Here is a 15,947-nt window from a genome sequence, read left to right on the forward strand (position 1 = left end):
TCCTCCCCTATCTAATGTACATCTGTTTTTTTGAAATAGATTAAGCTTGCCATGAACCCAATAACTGAAACAGCAATTACGATGAGATAGGAATAAGCAAGCGGATAATCAGGTATGGTACCTCCCGTTGCAATATTATACACCGCTGTCCAAGGGAACAATGCGCTGATATCTTTATTGGATATGGCCGCATTCACCATCGTGATGGTAGCTGCGGCAATGATTGGAGGGACAATGTTTTTAAGCCAAAGTGTAAGAAATACAAAAGGTGTAAGCGCCAAAAACATAAAGGTTCCACCGAGGAGGAATTGTATCAGATAATCTGCCACCAATGCTGAACCTCCACCTTCTATCGGACCTACAAGGCAGAGGAATAATGTCAGCACCCATGATAAAAGGGTCAATAAGATAATCCAACCAAACAGCATTATGAATTTGCCGAGCATAAATTTGACTTTAGATACGGGAATCGTCAGCATACTTTTTAATGTTTTTTCTGTATATTCCCTGCAAAATAGATAAGCAACAATGACCCCGTAAACGACAATCCCAAATACAAGTAAAGTGTATAGGTTCGTTTCTGAGAACATATTATCATAAGTAATGATTTTACCTGGATCATCAAGTTTTGCTTTTATACTGCCAACAAAGCACATGAGCGGTGCTACTATCGAGCCTAGGATACTAATCAAGAACATTTTTGATCGTTTCAACTTCAATATTTCGCAATATAATAAATTAACCAATACTTCCACCCCCGATCAATTTGGAGAAATAGTCTTCTAATTTCTCTTCATTAACGGCGATTTTGGATACGGAGATATCATGAGTAACAAACAGTTTATTGATAATATCTTGCTTGCCAAAATGAGAATAGACTCGAATATGTCCATGTTCATGAACGCTGTATGAATAGATTTCAAGCTGCTTTTCCAGCAGTAGGACTGCCTTATTTTCATCAGACACTTGAAATTCAGTATACATACGATTTTTCCTTCTCAGTTCATCCATATCTGTTTCTTCAATTAACTTTCCCTCATGCATGACACCTATCGTGTCTGCCATTTGTTCAATTTCGCTTAAAATATGACTGGATATCATAATGGTAATCTGTTGTTCTTTGCATAAATTCACAAGGAAGTTCCGCATTTCATGGATGCCAATCGGATCAAGACCATTTGTCGGTTCATCTAAAATAAGAAGCTCAGGCTTATGCATAATGGCTGCTGCAATACCAAGACGCTGCTTCATTCCCAGTGAATAGTTGCCAACTAATTTTCGCGGCTCCTGATCCAAACCGACAATCGCAAGAGCATGCTCAATTTCATCTTTGCGATGTAAGCCTCGAAGCTTGGCATATATGGTTAGATTTTCACGACCAGTTAGATTTTCATAGAAACCAGGTGTTTCAATCATACTACCGATTCGATTGTAGATCTTTTGGGCATGATCGCGAACATCTTCGCCAAATATTTTGATTTCTCCTGAGGTCATCTGGGCTAATCCCATAATCATTCGTATGGTTGTGGTCTTCCCTGCGCCATTGCGACCAAGTAAGCCATATATTTTGCCCTGCTTCACATTCATGCTCAGATTGTCAACCGATACTTGATCATCGTACTTTTTTGTTAGAGCAATCGTTTCAATGGCATAAGGACTCATATAAGTTCTCCTCCTTCTTGTCTCTGATTTCATTATGGATGACAGAACTTACATGGCTCTGAATTAGATCTTACTTTTCTCTTACTTCATCTTCATAGGGTAAGGAAACGATAAATGTCGTCATCTCGTAAGGAAGGCTTAAAGCCTTAATCGTTCCATTGTGGGCATGGACCAATTCTTTTACAATCGATAAGCCTAGACCGCTTCCTTGTAGTGATCGTGAATCATCACATTTATACAAACGATCAAAGATATAAGGGAGTTTCTCCTTGGGTATTCCTTTTCCATTATCAGTCACTTTCAAAACAATATGATGATCACGTTGTACAAGGCTTAATTTTAAAAAATCTCCCCCACTATGTGTGAGCGCATTTTGAATTAAATTATTTATCATTCGTTTATAAGCATCTTTATCTAAAAGTAAGCGCCATTCGTGCTCGGAAATATCAATATCAACCTTCATTTTCTTCATTTCTAATAAGGGCATCCAACCAATAATAAGTTCTCGTGTCAATTCATTAATATCCAGTTGCTCAAAAGTGAATATGCGTTCCTTGGAATCAAGCTTAAACCATTCAAATAAGGTATCCACAAAATTCTTCAAATCATAAGCTTTATGTTTAGCAATCTCAATGTACTCGTCCCGTTCTTCCCCATGTACAAGCTTCTGATGCAGCGCATCTAAATAACCTAACAGTGAGGTAAGCGGTGTTCTCACATCATGTGAAAGACTAGTAAGTAATTGTTTATTAGACTGCGCAGAGCGTTCAAACTCTAAGATTTGATGCTGATATTGCTCAACGATATGATTGATTTTATAACTGATTTCAGTTGAAACTCCCTTACCATGCGCGAAAATTTTCCGATGATGGTTACCATTTTCGATATCCTCTAGAACAGACAGCACTTCCCTATTATTTATACGTACGCGGTTAATATGTAGTAAGAGTCCAATAATAATCATAAAAAGCAGAGCGGTTAAGTACGGCCAAAAAGGAGCATTCATCTTCAAACCTCCCTGTTAAATTTATAGCCCACACCCCACACGGTTTGTATGTAAATCGGACTCTCGGAAATAGGCTCGATCTTTTTTCGAAGTCTACGAATATGCACCATAATATTGTTGTCATCAAAGGCGTATTCTTCCTGCCACACATTGCAGTAAATCTGCTTCTTCGTAAATACTTGCCCTTTGTTTTTCGCTAAGAAGTAGAGTAGGTCAAATTCTTTGACAGTTAATTCAACTCGTTTACTCTCAATGAGGACTTCTCTGGTCTTGGGATCTATGGATAAAGCGCCAACTTCTAAGCTATCCTCCACTTGCGCTTCGAAGCTATTCAGTGTCGTATAGCGTCGGATTAAGGATTGAACTCTGGCAACAAACTCGTTCATACTAAATGGTTTTGTCAAGTAATCATCCGCTCCCAAGCGAAGCCCTGATACTTTATCGATTTCACTATCTTTAGCTGTCAGCATGAGTACGGGAACGGCGCTGCTCTTTCTTAATTCGGCTAATACTTCAAACCCATTCATTTCAGGAAGCATAACGTCTAAGACTAGCAAATGATAAGATTTACTTTGAGCAGTATTTAATCCTTCCTTGCCATTATGTCGTATATCAACCTTCAGATTTTCAACTTCAAGGTATTTACGAACGAGACGGCATAGCTCAATATCGTCATCGATAATTAAGATGTGGTTTGACATGTTGTACCCTCGATTCTACATTGTAATGTACGACCCAAACAAAAAAAGCAGCCCTTGAAGCTGCTTCTTCATTTTTTATAAGCTTACTTATAATGCTGCTTTAATCGTTCCTTTTGCAAACTCGTAAAAAGCATTAGCATCCTCCCAAGTTGGGAATCCCGCCTGCGCCTGGATATCGCTGCCCCCGCCTTTTCCATTGTAACTACTCAGGTTCGCTTTGAAAAAGGCTCCGCATGAAAACTCAGATTTGTCCCGCTGTGATAAAACAACCTTATTCTCTCCAGCTGTAGCCAGCAGCACAAGTGTATCACTTAATGCGATTATTTTTCCGGCTAAGTTCTGAAGATCCTTGAGTGATTTATCTTTAAAGGTATGGGCAATTAGAGTTCCTTCCTGTTCTTGAATCAAATCTCGTGCAGCATATTCGTCATTCTTGTCCTTATAAATGGCAAGTTCGGTTTGGAGCTGTTTCTGCTCCTTTTCCCATTTCTCAATACGATCTAGGATTCCTTCCTTACCCGTATTCAATTTAACAGACAAGGCTCCTAATATCCGCCCGCTTTCCTTAAATTCATCTAAGGCACGGTACCCGCATTTAAAATAAATCCGAGTGTTTCCCTTTTGTTTCTCTGCTTTAAGAAGCTTGATTATCCCAATCTCACCTGTTGAAGAGACATGTGTGCCTCCGCAAGCGTTATACTCAATCCCCTTGATTTCTACTATGCGGATATTTTCAGTCACCGTAGTCTGTTTAACAAGATCAAGTTGATTCGCCTCTTCTTCGGTAACGACATAACTGAGAATAGGATGGTTCAAATAGATGTGTCGATTGACCTCGTGCTCAATCGATTCGAGTTGATTGATGCCCAGTTCAGGCGTTTCCACATCAATTGTGCAATAATCGAGTCCTAAATGGAAACTTAAAGTCTTGTATTCGTACATGTCAAGGCAAACTGCTGAGAGCAAATGCTGTCCGCTATGCTGCTGCATATGGTCAAATCTTCGTTTCCAATCAATCTCACAGGTTACGACACTGCCTTCCGGAAGACGCTCCAGCTTGTGTAAGACTTTATTCCCTTCACTTCCTACATCAACGACAGGAATCCCTTGAATGGTTCCTTCATCACAAGGTTGTCCGCCACCAAGCGGATAGAAAGCAGTCTCTTTCATGACAACATAATAGCCATCTTCATTTTCTATTTTTTCTAAAATAGTAGTTTCCCACTTCGTCATGTAAGCTGAGTCGTAATAAAGTTTTTTATTCATAACTATTCTCCTTTTTCCACAACATCTTGACACAAATATACCCTCAATCTATCGAAAAGTACAGAATGGCCCGTGTCGCGTAAAACACAAGTTTAGTAACCGTCCAATCACTCTTCTTTTATCTAGCATACATTGAAAATATCAAAATAAAGGAGATGATTCTTTGACACGTAATGTAAGTTTTGTACGTATTCTCGATAAAGATGCTGTTCAGCCACGAAACAGATTCAATTTAGCAAATTCAGTTACGATCAGACGTTCACCAGGAAGGACTACCCTAGCAACAATTCGATTAAGAATACCCGTTTTGAACGCTCAACCTAATCGGGTTGAATTAGTCGCAACTGTTGGTGTCCGGGGGGTTACCGGCATCGCTCAAATCCTGTTTAGAATCTTCCGTGACGGAGTAGAGATTTTCAATACACAGCAAGGTATTGAATCAGCTGGTTCTGAACAAAACTATGCTGTCACATTCCAGGCAATCGATAGAAATGTAAGGTTTGGTAATCATGTTTACACAGTAACCGCAGAAAATCGAACTGCAAATACTAGAGCTGATATTGTTGGTCCCGTTTCGTTCAGTGGACTAGCCGTTAGAACAAGAACCTAATTTGGAATTTTCATGGTAAAAGCACCTCTCGCTGACATTGTCAATGAGAGGTGCTTTTATCATGAAAAGAATGGATCGATTCACCGCAAGGCTCTACCTCGCGATTAAGAATGACGATTTATGGATATTGAACCGTGTAAAGAAATAAAAGAAGCTGAGAAAATAATTATAGTTGTATATTATGTTGATACAATGATTGTGGTATGGTAATTTAAATGGTAATGATAGTAAAATGAGGAGTTTTTTGTGAGCAAACAATTGTTAACAAAGGGCAAATTTATTAAGGGGAACTCGCATAGCTAGCCCTCTAAACTGCGAAATCCGCTACTATTGAGAGGGGTATTATTTTGAGCCAATCATCAGCAAAAATATTCATACGTAATTTCGAAAATGGAGACATGCCTTTGCTTGGCGAGTTGTACCAATCAGTAACAGCAAAAGAAAATGCAACATTTTGGTGGGTCGGGGACGAAGATAATTGGAGAAACGTTTATTGCGCATTTGAAGATGGGAAAATGGTCGCTAAGGGGCAAGTCGGCATCATTAACGTTGTACCTCTCGGTCGTTCAAAAGAGAACAATCACTCCATATACGTCAATCTTAAAACCATTCCCGAAAGAGAAAATGACATTACTTTGCTCGACAACGTCTATCAATATCTTTTCATAAGAGCAAAACAATTAAAGGAAACTTTACCTGAAGAATATGGAACAATACTTTGTGTTGGTAACGATTCGACAGAAACAGCCATCAATCAGTTTTTTATCCAAAAAGGATACTTTCATCTGAATAGTTTATATCGCATGAATCGAGACTTGAATGAACCGATTCCTGAATTAAAGCTACAAGAGGAATTTCAATTTTCTTACTGGAAGATGGAGTCATCTTGCGAGGAAAGAGATTACCTAGATGTAGAAGCTGAAATTTGGCCTGACACTCCACTAGGACTTAATAGGTTGTCTGAATATAAGAATAACAAACTATGGACATCCATGGTCATACGTCAATCAGACGCTATTGTTGGCGGACTGATGGCATGGCAAGAAGCAGACCATGGTGTCATAGAGGATGTTTTTGTCCGCGAACCATGGAGAAAACGCGGTATTGCCAAGTATTTGCTTACACAAGCATTAAGATATCTCAAATCCCATCAGCTACAAAACGCTAAGCTCATGGTATTAACTACAAATAAATCAGCTTTATCTCTATACGAATCCGTTGGATTCTATACAGATAAAGAAGAGATACGGTACTTTACAAAACTGAATTAGGCCACAAAAAAGAGGGGTTCTCCGCCCCTCTTTACTATTTCCGCCAATACACATCCGATATTAATTGTCCTTTCGCACTAACGGTGAGCAACACACAGCACTCCACATGCACCGTATGCGAGTCAAAAAGCGAGTTTTGTAGAGACTGTTACAGTCGGCTAAAGCCTTGATTTTACTTGGTTTTTGTTATATCTTGCTAATCTGAAGCTACTTTATACATATTTTGACTGATGATTTTAGAAAGCAATAAAAGAGTAGATCTTTTCGCTCAAAATGACTATGAAGCAAGTTGGTTTGAAGGGGAATTTGTTACATAGGTCAGTCATACATTACTATATAAATTCAACAGGGGCTAAATCATATTTATCTTTTCGAACCAACAGCGCGACGCGCTCTACATGCGATGAGTGCCGAGTGTAACAATGAATCTAAATAGCGTGTCCCCCGTATCTACTTTTCAATCTAACATCTTGTTTAATGAAACATAACTACATCTTTTACGTATATCCCTTTAGTGTCATATTTTAACAAAGAAAACGATAGAGAAATCTATAGACTATCGTAGAGGTCACGTGTATGTCGGTTTTGAAAAAACGAAAGTGGATTGTATGGTTGTCAGCTTTAGTCCTTATCGTTGTAGTTTCAATTACAATATTCTTACAAATAATCATTCATTCTATTGTACCAGCACTTGCTGAAGGAAGCATTGAGCAGCAGTATGCTCAGCAAGGAAGCTATCATGTACAGGTAGAAGAAGTTAAGAGTACGATCGGAGAGGCTTTATTTAGAATATATTACCCAGCATTTCAAGGAGACGAATCCTATCCTATTATTTCTTGGGGGAATGGAACAGATGCCACGCCAGATCGTTATGATGAGCTCTTAACTCATCTTGCTAGCTGGGGATTCATTGTAATAGATTCCTATAGCAAGACAACAGGAACAGGCAAAGAAATTGTGGAGGCTATTGATTATTTGAGAAATGAAAACCAACTAGCAAACAGCTTGTTTTATCAAAAAATACAAATGGAACATATTGGTGTAGCTGGTCATTCTCAAGGGTCTACTGGGGTCATTAATGCTCATACCAACTATATAAGTGGATCGTTGATTAAGACGGTTGTATCCATCGCTCTCCCGGATTTGAAGCATTGTGATCCAGAAGATGTGTACGATACAGCGCGTATTACCGTTCCTTTCCTCATTATGGGCGGTACACGAGATTTTCTAATCTCACCGGTATCAACGAATCAATTAGCCTTGCATACTACTAACTCAAGCACGCCTGTTATGATGGGGATGGCAAAAGGTGCAGCTCATACAGCGATAGAAGGTAATGGTGGCAATCATAGGGGTTACTTGACGGCTTGGATGAGATATCGGCTGCTTGATGATCAGGAAGCCATGAAGGCATTTCATGGGCATTCTTCAGAGATGGTGCATAATACAAATTGGGTGGACGTTATACAAGCAAATATGGATGATAATAAATTCGTGCATCAATAACAAAAAAACGGCATGTTTGCCGTTTTTACTGTTAGCATAATCATGTTCTGCAGCCTTTTCGTAGTCAGCTATCTATTCATCTTCCTCCACAACAAATTGAACCGAGGTAACTAAGTCCAAGCAATAATTATTACGCCTGAGCTTCAGCAGTTAAGTAATAAATACTACTCCCTAGTGAGCAACTCACAGCACTCCTCATGTGTAGGTTGCGGGAATTTAATCCGTTTTATTTTTTCATTAATTCACGAATTCCCTTAAGAATATGTCCATTCATAATTTTTAGGAGTCCCTCAATCCTATTCGCTGATAACGCACCTTGTGACAACATACCCAGCTGACGCAGGGGCATATCCACTGCCATTTCCTGTATCATCTTCAAAATGCCACCTGAATCACCCTTGTCCCCTGCGATCATTTTTATCATTGACTTTTCTATTTGCTTATTCAGCATACGTCCAAGCCAGTGAACTCTGATATCTCCTAGCGTAGAATTGGGCGTAAAGGGTCTTAGTATACGCGCGTCTGGTACTTTCCTTCCTAAAACTTCCTCAAATTGTTCCTTTGGAACATCAAAAGTTCCTGATTGTAAAAGATTATAATAGCCTGGTGCTGTTGTACGATAATCAGGTATCGCTCCCTCTTGACTGCTATCAATAGTAACCGTATCATTCAATCGTATATCTCTTGACGATGCACCAATTTCAATCTTATAATCGCCGCTTTCCACAAACCAGTCTTTCACATTAATATTATAGTAAGCAAATGCACGCCTTTCCAGTGTAAATGTAACCGTTTTACTTTCATTCATCTGCAATTCCACTTTTGCAAAATCTCTAAGTTCACGCATAGGTTTATATATAGTACTTTCGGGTGCTGAAACATACAACTGAACAATTTCCTTTCCAGCCTGCTTTCCGGTATTGGTAACATCCACCTCTACTTGAAGTGTATCTCTGTCTCCAATCTTCTTTGCACTAAGTTTTAGTTCCGAATAGGCAAATGTTGTATAGGAAAGTCCGTGTCCAAACGGATACATCACCTGTTTTTGCGCTTTATCATAGTAACGATATCCCACATAGATACTTTCCCGGTATTCAATATTGTCATCTGTGCCAAAATGAGCAATACTAGGGGTTTCAGTAAGTGTTAACGGATAGGTTTCTGCTAGTTTGCCACATGGAGAATAATCCCCAAAAAGCAAATCATACGCGGCGTAACCACTGTTTTGTCCCGAAAGATTCATCAATAGTATGGAATCAACTTTGTCACGCCATGGAATATTTACAACTCCCCCTGCACTTATGACAGCCACTATCTTTTTTCCGGTAGCAACCAGTTCATCTATCAATCTAGTGTGTGCTTCTGGCATATTTAAATGAGTACGGTCAAATCCCTCGCTTTCATAGCTATCCGGTAATCCAACAAAAGCAAATATCACATCCGCTTCTTTGGCTGCTTCAATTGCTTCGGTAATCAAAGCTTCATTTGGTTCATCACTTGCGGTCGAATAACCTGGTGCAAATGAATAGCTTATATGTTCCGCATCGAAGGCATCTGTTACGGAAGTGATCCGTATTGGAGATATTTTTGAGCTTCCAGCCCCTTGATAACGAGGAACTTTGGCAAATTCGCCGATTAAAGCAATCTTCTTATTTTTATCTGCAGGCAGTACATTTCCTAACTTCAACAACACTGCACTTTCACGTGCAACACGTCGTGCCAACTCATTATGTGCTTCTGCATCATAAGGGGTTGCCTGTGTTTTCTCTGCCTGTAATGCGATAGCCGTCATTCGAACAGCGCATAGATCAACAAGTTTTTCGTCCAATACGCCTGCTCGAACTGCATCGACAATCATTCGATCCGAAGCTCCATCAAAGGCTGGCATCTCCAAATCAAGTCCCGCACGGATACCTTCAACCCTGTCATTAATTGCTCCCCAGTCCGTTACGATGGCTCCTTCAAATCCCCATTCACCGCGAGGAACGTCTGTCATAAGGCGTTTGTGGCTGGAAGCATAAATATCGTTAATCTTGTTATACGAACACATCAAAGTCCAAGGTTGCGCTTTCTTTACCGCTATTTCAAAGCCTGTAAGATATATTTCTCTCAATGCCCGCTCATCAATGACCGAATTTGAGATAAGTCGCGCTTTTTCCTGATTGTTCGCAAGATAATGCTTCAGGCTGGTACCTATGTTTTTACTCTGTATCCCACCAATGATCGCCGCAGCCATTTCTCCAGTCAGAAGCGGATCTTCTGAGAAGTATTCAAAGTTACGACCACAAAGCGGGCTGCGCTTTATATTGGCTCCCGGTCCCAGGATCACCGCTACCTTCTCTTGTACACATTCCTCTCCAAGTGCAATACCCATTTCATATAATAAATCGCGGTCAAAGCTGCAGGCTGTTGCTACAGCCGTAGGGAAACTAGTAGCTAATACCGAATTATTAATCCCCAAGTGATCGGAATCCCCTGCCTGTTTACGTAAACCGTGGGGACCATCCGTTACCATCATTGATTTTATTCCAAGACGTTCTATTTCTTTTGTATCCCAGAAATCCTTTCCCGAACAAAGGCTAGCTTTTTCTTCAAGAGACATCTTCTCTACAAGTTCCATTGCTCTTGGTAAAACACTTTTTAACGTATGATTGACTTTTTCCATGCTAACCCCTTCCTTTCAACCTCTAATTATAAAACTACAAAATTTCTTTCATGTATGAAGCAATTTCTTTCATACAGTCTTCAGCCTGTGGTATTACCCCGATTTGATCCGCAAACCCATGCCCCAATCCGCGATATACAATTGTCTTTATTTTTCCGCCAGCTTTCGCAAATGTTCTTGCATAAGCAAAATCCTCAAATACTAGGAAATCATGTTCACCAAAAATCAATAAAACAGGAGGTAAATCATGCATATCATCCAATAATGGAGATGCATATATATGTTCCGAATCTATGTTCCCTTGCAAATAGACTTCCTCCAGCAGATTGATGTCGCCATTGGCTTCCAACAAACTGTTCATCATAGGCAATGTAGCATCTAAAACCTTCTTATGCTTTGCGCTGCGCTTATATTTGCTTAAATCAACGCCTTGATAGAATTCTGTTTTTTTTCCCGAAATGTTGACCGCAGGATAAATGAGTACCTGAAGCTTTACCATTCCAGTTTTTTCTTCCCTGTCACGCAAGGTAACTGCTGCTGCCAGATTCCCACCGGCACTGTCTCCAGATACCGCCATTTTATTTTTATCGGCACCAAATTTTTCCGCGTTATCATATGCCCACTTTGTCGCAAAGAAACAATCATCAAAAGGCTGTGGATAGTGATTTTCTGGGCATAGTCGGTAATCAACATTAAAGGCTACACAATCGATGTTTTGTACCAGTACTTTACACATCTGTTCTACAATATCAGCAGAACCTCCAAAAAATCCACCACCGTGATAGTAAACAAACATGGGTAAATTTGTACCGGCGTTCGTTCTTTTATACACTCGAACCGGTACTTGATAACTATCTGCGCTGCTTACATTGAAGTATTCCGTGGTAACACCCTCTTGAACTAACTGAATCCCTTTATACTTATTAAACATCTTTCGCATAGGCTTAATTCTTTTCAAAACAGTTTGATTCTTTTTGGGTTTTGGCAAAAACTTTATCAGCATAGCAACTATCCTCATTGATTTATAAAGCCGTGGATCCATATCTCCAGATTCTCCGCCTTCTGGAATAGGCTTAACCAATATATTAATGCCCTCTACTACTTCCTCTTTTTCATTTTGTTTAATTGCTTCTAAAAGCGCCTCATTATATTTTCTTTTCATAGCCTAATCCTCCTTTTCTGCTATGCTATCTATTTTGGGTGAACATTATTACAGTGATATATTTTTGAATAATTACATTTTATATGATAAGATAATACTCGTATTTCAAATTTGTTTTATAAATTATATAAAAAGCGCAAACCTTAGAAAGCGGTATCATATACATGAATCTAAATGAATTGGAATATTTAAGTAAAGCACTGGCCAAATTCACAAGTGCTTCTGTCAGACTTTACCTAAAAGAAAAACAAGTCTATTACTACTCCATATATCCCATGAACCCGGATCCTTTTCTGCTTTATGAGAAAGATATGCTGCAGTCTGAGCATACTGCCGGTATCCTTACTACCGACTTGTTTCAATTTTATAGTTATGTTTCTTTAGATGATGATTATCGAATTGTGATAGGTCCAACTTCCATTTTAACGAAAGACAAAAATAAATTGGATAATCTTTTGTTCTTATTGGATGTAAAAGAAAAATATCATGAAGAATATATTGGTAAACTGAAGTGCGCCCCCTCTATTTCTGCGGAACGTATGGGATGGCTAATTTCCTTTATTGCTTCCACTATCAATAACAGTCCTCTTTTTGTAGAGGACGTATTTGTTGAAACAAAAACAGAGAATCATCAAGAAGATATTATGAATAACAGTATGAAGAATACACTTATTTTTTCGGATGAAGAAGAATCCGATACTTTTGTTATCGATAACTATCAAAATGAAAAAATGCTATTGTTCTATATAAAAAATGGTCAGCCCGAAGCTTTAAAAGAATTATTCAGTGCCTTTCCAAAATTAAAGGCCGGAACAATGGCCAATGACACCTTGCGCCAACTTAAGAACATGGGGATTTGTAGTGCTGCCATGGCTTCCCGGGCCGCAATCGAAGGAGGATTAAATGTCCAGACTGCATTCCATTTATCCGATTTGTATATTCAAAAGTTGGAAATGGTTCATAATCCTGCCTCCATATACCCATTAATCATGCAAATATTATTAGATTTTGCCGAACGTACAAAACAGGTAAAATATAATTACGACAGCTCTTCTAAATTATTTTTACAATGTGCAAATTATGTTTCCACAAACTTGTTTAACAATATCAAGATTGAAGAAATCGCTGCTGAATTCGGAATATCACGCTCCCGTTTGAGTAATCTGTTTCATAAACAAACCGGTATCACCTTAACGCAATATATTTTGCAAGAAAAAGTTTTAGAAGCCCAGCGCTTACTGCAGTTTACTGACAAAAGTATTGCTGAAATTGCATTTCATCTGGCTTTTTCCTCGCAAAGTCATTTTCAAACCGTTTTTAAAAAATATACCGGTATAACGCCAAACAGATTTCGGGACGCCAAATCAGATTGATAATTTGCTTAGAATCTGACGTTTCAAGAACCGACAAAATAGTGGAAAACTAGACGCTACTTTGTTATGAAAAAGACGCTGGTTCCGTCCTTTAACCAACATATTTTCTTATCGAGCTTCTGTGTAAGAGTTCGTTATAGATGTATCCCCGTTCGTGGGGATACCCCTCTTATCTCGGGACGTTCTTCATAAATTTCATCGAGCGTCTTCGCCGTACGGCTTCCAGCAATACTGATCCCTCCAACTGGATAGTCCGATATCATCTTCCTAACCAACTCTTCTGCATGCTCCGAATTCTTGGCGAACACAATCCCTTCAAATTTATTAGCTACTTTTCTGCTTCGTAATTTCCGGTAGTAAAAGTGCACATAATATATCATAATTTCCTCCATATAATAGTTTGCGATAAACTTCTCACAAAAAAACCACATATTGCTGATCTGGAGGTTACCGTGAACTAACTCACTAAAAAACTAACATTTTCAAATTTTGCCATTCAATTGTTGAGATTAAACAAAAAAAGACCCCCGCAGAGAGCCAAAAGTCAGCGAGAGCCGCGAATATTAAGCTTGCTTATATACCGAACTACCGGATACGGAACCTTGTGTCAGTACTTTGCCATACTGCGCCGCATCCCGCGATTTTACCGCCATAGCCCCTACTGCCCCATCGAGCCAATGAACTGACTGATACGGAGTTTGAAGGTCACCTCAACCCATTCAGGTTTTTTTACACCCATACGCCAATTCGTGTAACAAACAAAACCCAAACGCAAACTACGCCTTAGCTTCGACTTGATAGGTAAATGTGGCTCCAATAAGCTATTTCCTAATAAGCAACACACAGCACTCCACATGACTTGAGTGTCGGTCACTGTAATTTAAGCCGTAAGAAGGGCGGTGACGGTAAACTTATAATGAATGTTTACCGTTCCGTCCGCCTGTACTTCAAACTTATCAATAAACCTATGCACCATCTCAGGAGTCAGTTCTTCCAACTTCATGAACTGCTTGAGTTGATTCTTCAATCGAACAATACTTTCCCCTGTACTTTTATTACCTTGTAGAGACTGTAAGCCTATTAATTGCTCTTGTAAGCTAGACAGTTCAGCATTGCTACTTTCCGTTGCTTCCTTATAATCTAATTCCGTAATCGTACCACTAGCCAACAGTCTAATTAACCCTGTCTTTTCTTCCTTCAACTTTTCAATACGTCTTTGCAATGTGTGCATTTGCTTCTCTGCTTGCTTTCTAGCTTGTAAAGTCTTTACTTCTAGCCGCCCCAAGACTTCCTTCTCATTGAGAGTTTCAGTCATGTTACGAATATCGGCTAAGATAACGCCTATGAGTTCTTTTTCCTTAACACTATGCTGACTGCAAACGTGCTTACCATGCTTGTAGTAGTTGCCGCATACATAACCATTACGATAATGAACGTACCATAGAGCCTTTCCACAATCAGCACAGAAGAGATAGTTAGTAAACATGTGCTTTTTAGCCTTGGGCTTTGCTTGTTGTCGCTTTCGCCCCTCCATGTACTGTTGAACAGCTTCAAAGTCTTCTCTTGTAATTATAGCTTGGTGGGCGTTTTCAGTAACGATTTGCTTTTCCCTTGGTGTTTAATATTCATTACTTAGCTAAAAAGCAAATGAGTGAAATTTTTAATCGTGCTATAATTAGAGTAATGTGAATACAGGGAGGTAATTCTAATGAAATTATATCTAACTAAATGTGTTGCTGAAGCCAAAAGTAAGGTGATTAATAACTGATAGAGGTGTATAATGGTCAAAATTAGAAATCAGACCTGTTAAAAATGGTGGAAATGACAATAGAACGTTTCACTTGGGAGACGATATGAGTGTAAGGTTACCAAGTGCTGAAGATTATGTTCCACAAGTGGAGAAAGAACAAAAGTGGTTACCAAAATTATCAAAAGAACTTTCTTTACCAATATCAACACCTTTAGCAAAAGGGAATCCTAGTAAGGAATACCCGTTCCCATGGACTGTCAACAAGTGGGTAGAGGGAGAGACATTAAATCTAAAAAATATTAATGATCTTAGCCAACTTGCAAAAGACTTGGGGACATTTTTAAATGAATTACAATCTATTGATGCTAGTGGTGGTCCTTTAGCAGGGAAACATAATTTTTATAGAGGTGGAAATGTTGCAGTATACGATCAAGAGACCAGAGATGCAATCGAACAGAATAAAGATATACTAAACGTTTCATTATTGAATGAAATCTGGGAACTTGCTTTAGATTCGAAATGGGCTGCAAATCCAGTTTGGGTTCATGGTGATATTGCACCAGGTAATATTCTAGTTAAAGATGGAAAGCTTTCTGCTATTATTGATTTCGGAATTTTAGGAATTGGGGACCCTTCTTGTGATGCTGCTATGGCATGGACATTTTTTGATGATACAAGTAGAAAGGTATTCAAGAATACATTGAATATGGATGAGGGCACTTGGAATCGTGCAAGAGGATGGGCTTTATGGAAGGCTTTAATCACTTACAATTGGAATAGAAACACTAACAAAGTAATAGCAGAAGAATCATATAATATTATTAAAATAATCGAACAGGACTATGAATTAGAGAAAAATCTTAAATAAACTTAATTAAAAGTAGTGGAACCGTTTATCTTGCCCTGACGGTACCCCTATTTAAAGTAGTTTTGTTAAGCTAACGCAGAACGATAGTTCATCGGGTAAAAGAAAAA

The 15,947-nt window shown here is 38.9% G+C and carries 13 protein-coding genes and 1 pseudogene; 5 read left to right on the forward strand and 9 right to left on the reverse strand.

Translation table 11 applies throughout. The features are described from left to right. Positions 1-11 precede the first annotated feature (11 nt). The 5 genes from ACSBOP_RS10990 to ACSBOP_RS11010 all read right to left on the reverse strand — a co-directional run bounded on the left by ACSBOP_RS10990 (position 12) and on the right by ACSBOP_RS11010 (position 4,635). Positions 12-746 (reverse strand): ABC transporter permease, encoded by a 735-nt coding sequence (locus ACSBOP_RS10990; protein ID WP_442600580.1) that lies wholly within the window; start codon positions 744-746, stop codon positions 12-14. Next, positions 739-1,662: an ABC transporter ATP-binding protein gene (locus tag ACSBOP_RS10995; protein WP_442600581.1), complete on the reverse strand. Its 924-nt coding sequence runs from the start codon at positions 1,660-1,662 to the stop codon at positions 739-741. The genes ACSBOP_RS10990 and ACSBOP_RS10995 overlap by 8 nt, the downstream gene beginning before the upstream one ends. A 70-nt stretch (positions 1,663-1,732) precedes the next feature. After that, positions 1,733-2,668 (reverse strand): sensor histidine kinase, encoded by a 936-nt coding sequence (locus tag ACSBOP_RS11000; protein ID WP_442600582.1) that lies wholly within the window; start codon positions 2,666-2,668, stop codon positions 1,733-1,735. A gap of 2 nt (positions 2,669-2,670) precedes the next feature. Beyond that, complete coding sequence (locus ACSBOP_RS11005) at positions 2,671-3,369, reverse strand: response regulator transcription factor (RefSeq protein WP_442600583.1); 699 nt, start codon at positions 3,367-3,369, stop codon at positions 2,671-2,673. An 87-nt stretch (positions 3,370-3,456) separates the two neighbouring features. Beyond that, the gene (locus ACSBOP_RS11010; RefSeq protein WP_442600584.1) at positions 3,457-4,635 is read right to left on the reverse strand and encodes an alanyl-tRNA editing protein; all 1,179 of its coding nucleotides are present in this window, start codon (positions 4,633-4,635) and stop codon (positions 3,457-3,459) included. A 163-nt stretch (positions 4,636-4,798) separates the two neighbouring features. Here ACSBOP_RS11010 and ACSBOP_RS11015 point away from each other — a divergent pair, with 163 nt between their 5' ends. The 3 genes from ACSBOP_RS11015 (at position 4,799) to ACSBOP_RS11025 (ending at position 8,022) form a co-directional block, all read left to right on the forward strand. Then, positions 4,799-5,245 carry an exosporium protein C gene (locus ACSBOP_RS11015; RefSeq protein ID WP_442600585.1) on the forward strand — a complete coding sequence of 149 codons (447 nt, stop codon included), beginning with the start codon at positions 4,799-4,801 and terminating at the stop codon, positions 5,243-5,245. Between the two features lie 398 nt (positions 5,246-5,643). Beyond that, positions 5,644-6,516, forward strand: coding sequence for a GNAT family N-acetyltransferase (locus tag ACSBOP_RS11020; protein WP_442604451.1), 873 nt, complete (start codon positions 5,644-5,646; stop codon positions 6,514-6,516). A gap of 576 nt (positions 6,517-7,092) precedes the next feature. Further along, positions 7,093-8,022, forward strand: coding sequence for a poly(ethylene terephthalate) hydrolase family protein (locus ACSBOP_RS11025; RefSeq protein WP_442600586.1), 930 nt, complete (start codon positions 7,093-7,095; stop codon positions 8,020-8,022). Between the two features lie 226 nt (positions 8,023-8,248). On the opposite strand, the gene ACSBOP_RS11030 is transcribed toward ACSBOP_RS11025, so the two are convergent. Both ACSBOP_RS11030 and ACSBOP_RS11035 read right to left on the reverse strand, forming a co-directional pair. Then, entirely contained in the window at positions 8,249-10,687 is a 2,439-nt protein-coding gene (locus ACSBOP_RS11030) for a glycoside hydrolase family 3 C-terminal domain-containing protein (RefSeq protein WP_442600587.1), read from the reverse strand. A 34-nt stretch (positions 10,688-10,721) separates the two neighbouring features. After that, the gene (locus ACSBOP_RS11035) at positions 10,722-11,849 is read right to left on the reverse strand and encodes an alpha/beta hydrolase (protein ID WP_442600588.1); all 1,128 of its coding nucleotides are present in this window, start codon (positions 11,847-11,849) and stop codon (positions 10,722-10,724) included. A 164-nt stretch (positions 11,850-12,013) separates the two neighbouring features. Between ACSBOP_RS11035 and ACSBOP_RS11040 the strand changes: the two genes are divergently transcribed. Next, entirely contained in the window at positions 12,014-13,222 is a 1,209-nt protein-coding gene (locus ACSBOP_RS11040; protein ID WP_442600589.1) for an AraC family transcriptional regulator, read from the forward strand. Between the two features lie 134 nt (positions 13,223-13,356). Here ACSBOP_RS11040 and ACSBOP_RS11045 read toward each other — a convergent pair whose 3' ends face one another. Both ACSBOP_RS11045 and ACSBOP_RS11050 read right to left on the reverse strand, forming a co-directional pair. After that, on the reverse strand, positions 13,357-13,602 hold the full coding sequence (locus tag ACSBOP_RS11045; RefSeq protein WP_442600590.1) for a hypothetical protein: 246 nt from the start codon (positions 13,600-13,602) through the stop codon (positions 13,357-13,359). A gap of 500 nt (positions 13,603-14,102) precedes the next feature. Continuing rightward, positions 14,103-14,708 (reverse strand): recombinase zinc beta ribbon domain-containing protein, encoded by a 606-nt coding sequence (locus tag ACSBOP_RS11050; RefSeq protein ID WP_442600591.1) that lies wholly within the window; start codon positions 14,706-14,708, stop codon positions 14,103-14,105. A gap of 295 nt (positions 14,709-15,003) precedes the next feature. On the opposite strand from ACSBOP_RS11050, the pseudogene ACSBOP_RS11055 reads away from it, so the two are divergent. Then, positions 15,004-15,840 (forward strand): annotated as a pseudogene (locus ACSBOP_RS11055) (aminoglycoside phosphotransferase family protein); the annotation flags it as partial. Positions 15,841-15,947: the final 107 nt, after the last annotated feature.

The organism is Paenibacillus sp. KN14-4R, assembly GCF_052180255.1.
GTDB lineage: Bacteria > Bacillota > Bacilli > Paenibacillales > NBRC-103111 > Paenibacillus_AM.

Bases quoted from the DNA above. Each gene is read 5' to 3' on its own strand.
- ACSBOP_RS11035 (WP_442600588.1), bottom strand. From the start codon at position 11,849: ATGAAAAGAAAATATAATGAGGCGCTTTTAGAAGCAATTAAACAAAAT.
- ACSBOP_RS10995 (WP_442600581.1), bottom strand. From the start codon at position 1,662: ATGAGTCCTTATGCCATTGAAACGATTGCTCTAACAAAAAAGTACGAT.
- ACSBOP_RS11030 (WP_442600587.1), bottom strand. From the start codon at position 10,687: ATGGAAAAAGTCAATCATACGTTAAAAAGTGTTTTACCAAGAGCAATG.
- ACSBOP_RS11020 (WP_442604451.1), top strand. From the start codon at position 5,644: ATGCCTTTGCTTGGCGAGTTGTACCAATCAGTAACAGCAAAAGAAAAT.
- ACSBOP_RS11045 (WP_442600590.1), bottom strand. From the start codon at position 13,602: ATGATATATTATGTGCACTTTTACTACCGGAAATTACGAAGCAGAAAA.
- ACSBOP_RS11005 (WP_442600583.1), bottom strand. From the start codon at position 3,369: ATGTCAAACCACATCTTAATTATCGATGACGATATTGAGCTATGCCGT.
- ACSBOP_RS11000 (WP_442600582.1), bottom strand. From the start codon at position 2,668: ATGAATGCTCCTTTTTGGCCGTACTTAACCGCTCTGCTTTTTATGATT.
- ACSBOP_RS11010 (WP_442600584.1), bottom strand. From the start codon at position 4,635: ATGAATAAAAAACTTTATTACGACTCAGCTTACATGACGAAGTGGGAA.
- ACSBOP_RS11050 (WP_442600591.1), bottom strand. From the start codon at position 14,708: ATGTTTACTAACTATCTCTTCTGTGCTGATTGTGGAAAGGCTCTATGG.
- ACSBOP_RS11025 (WP_442600586.1), top strand. From the start codon at position 7,093: ATGTCGGTTTTGAAAAAACGAAAGTGGATTGTATGGTTGTCAGCTTTA.
- ACSBOP_RS11040 (WP_442600589.1), top strand. From the start codon at position 12,014: ATGAATCTAAATGAATTGGAATATTTAAGTAAAGCACTGGCCAAATTC.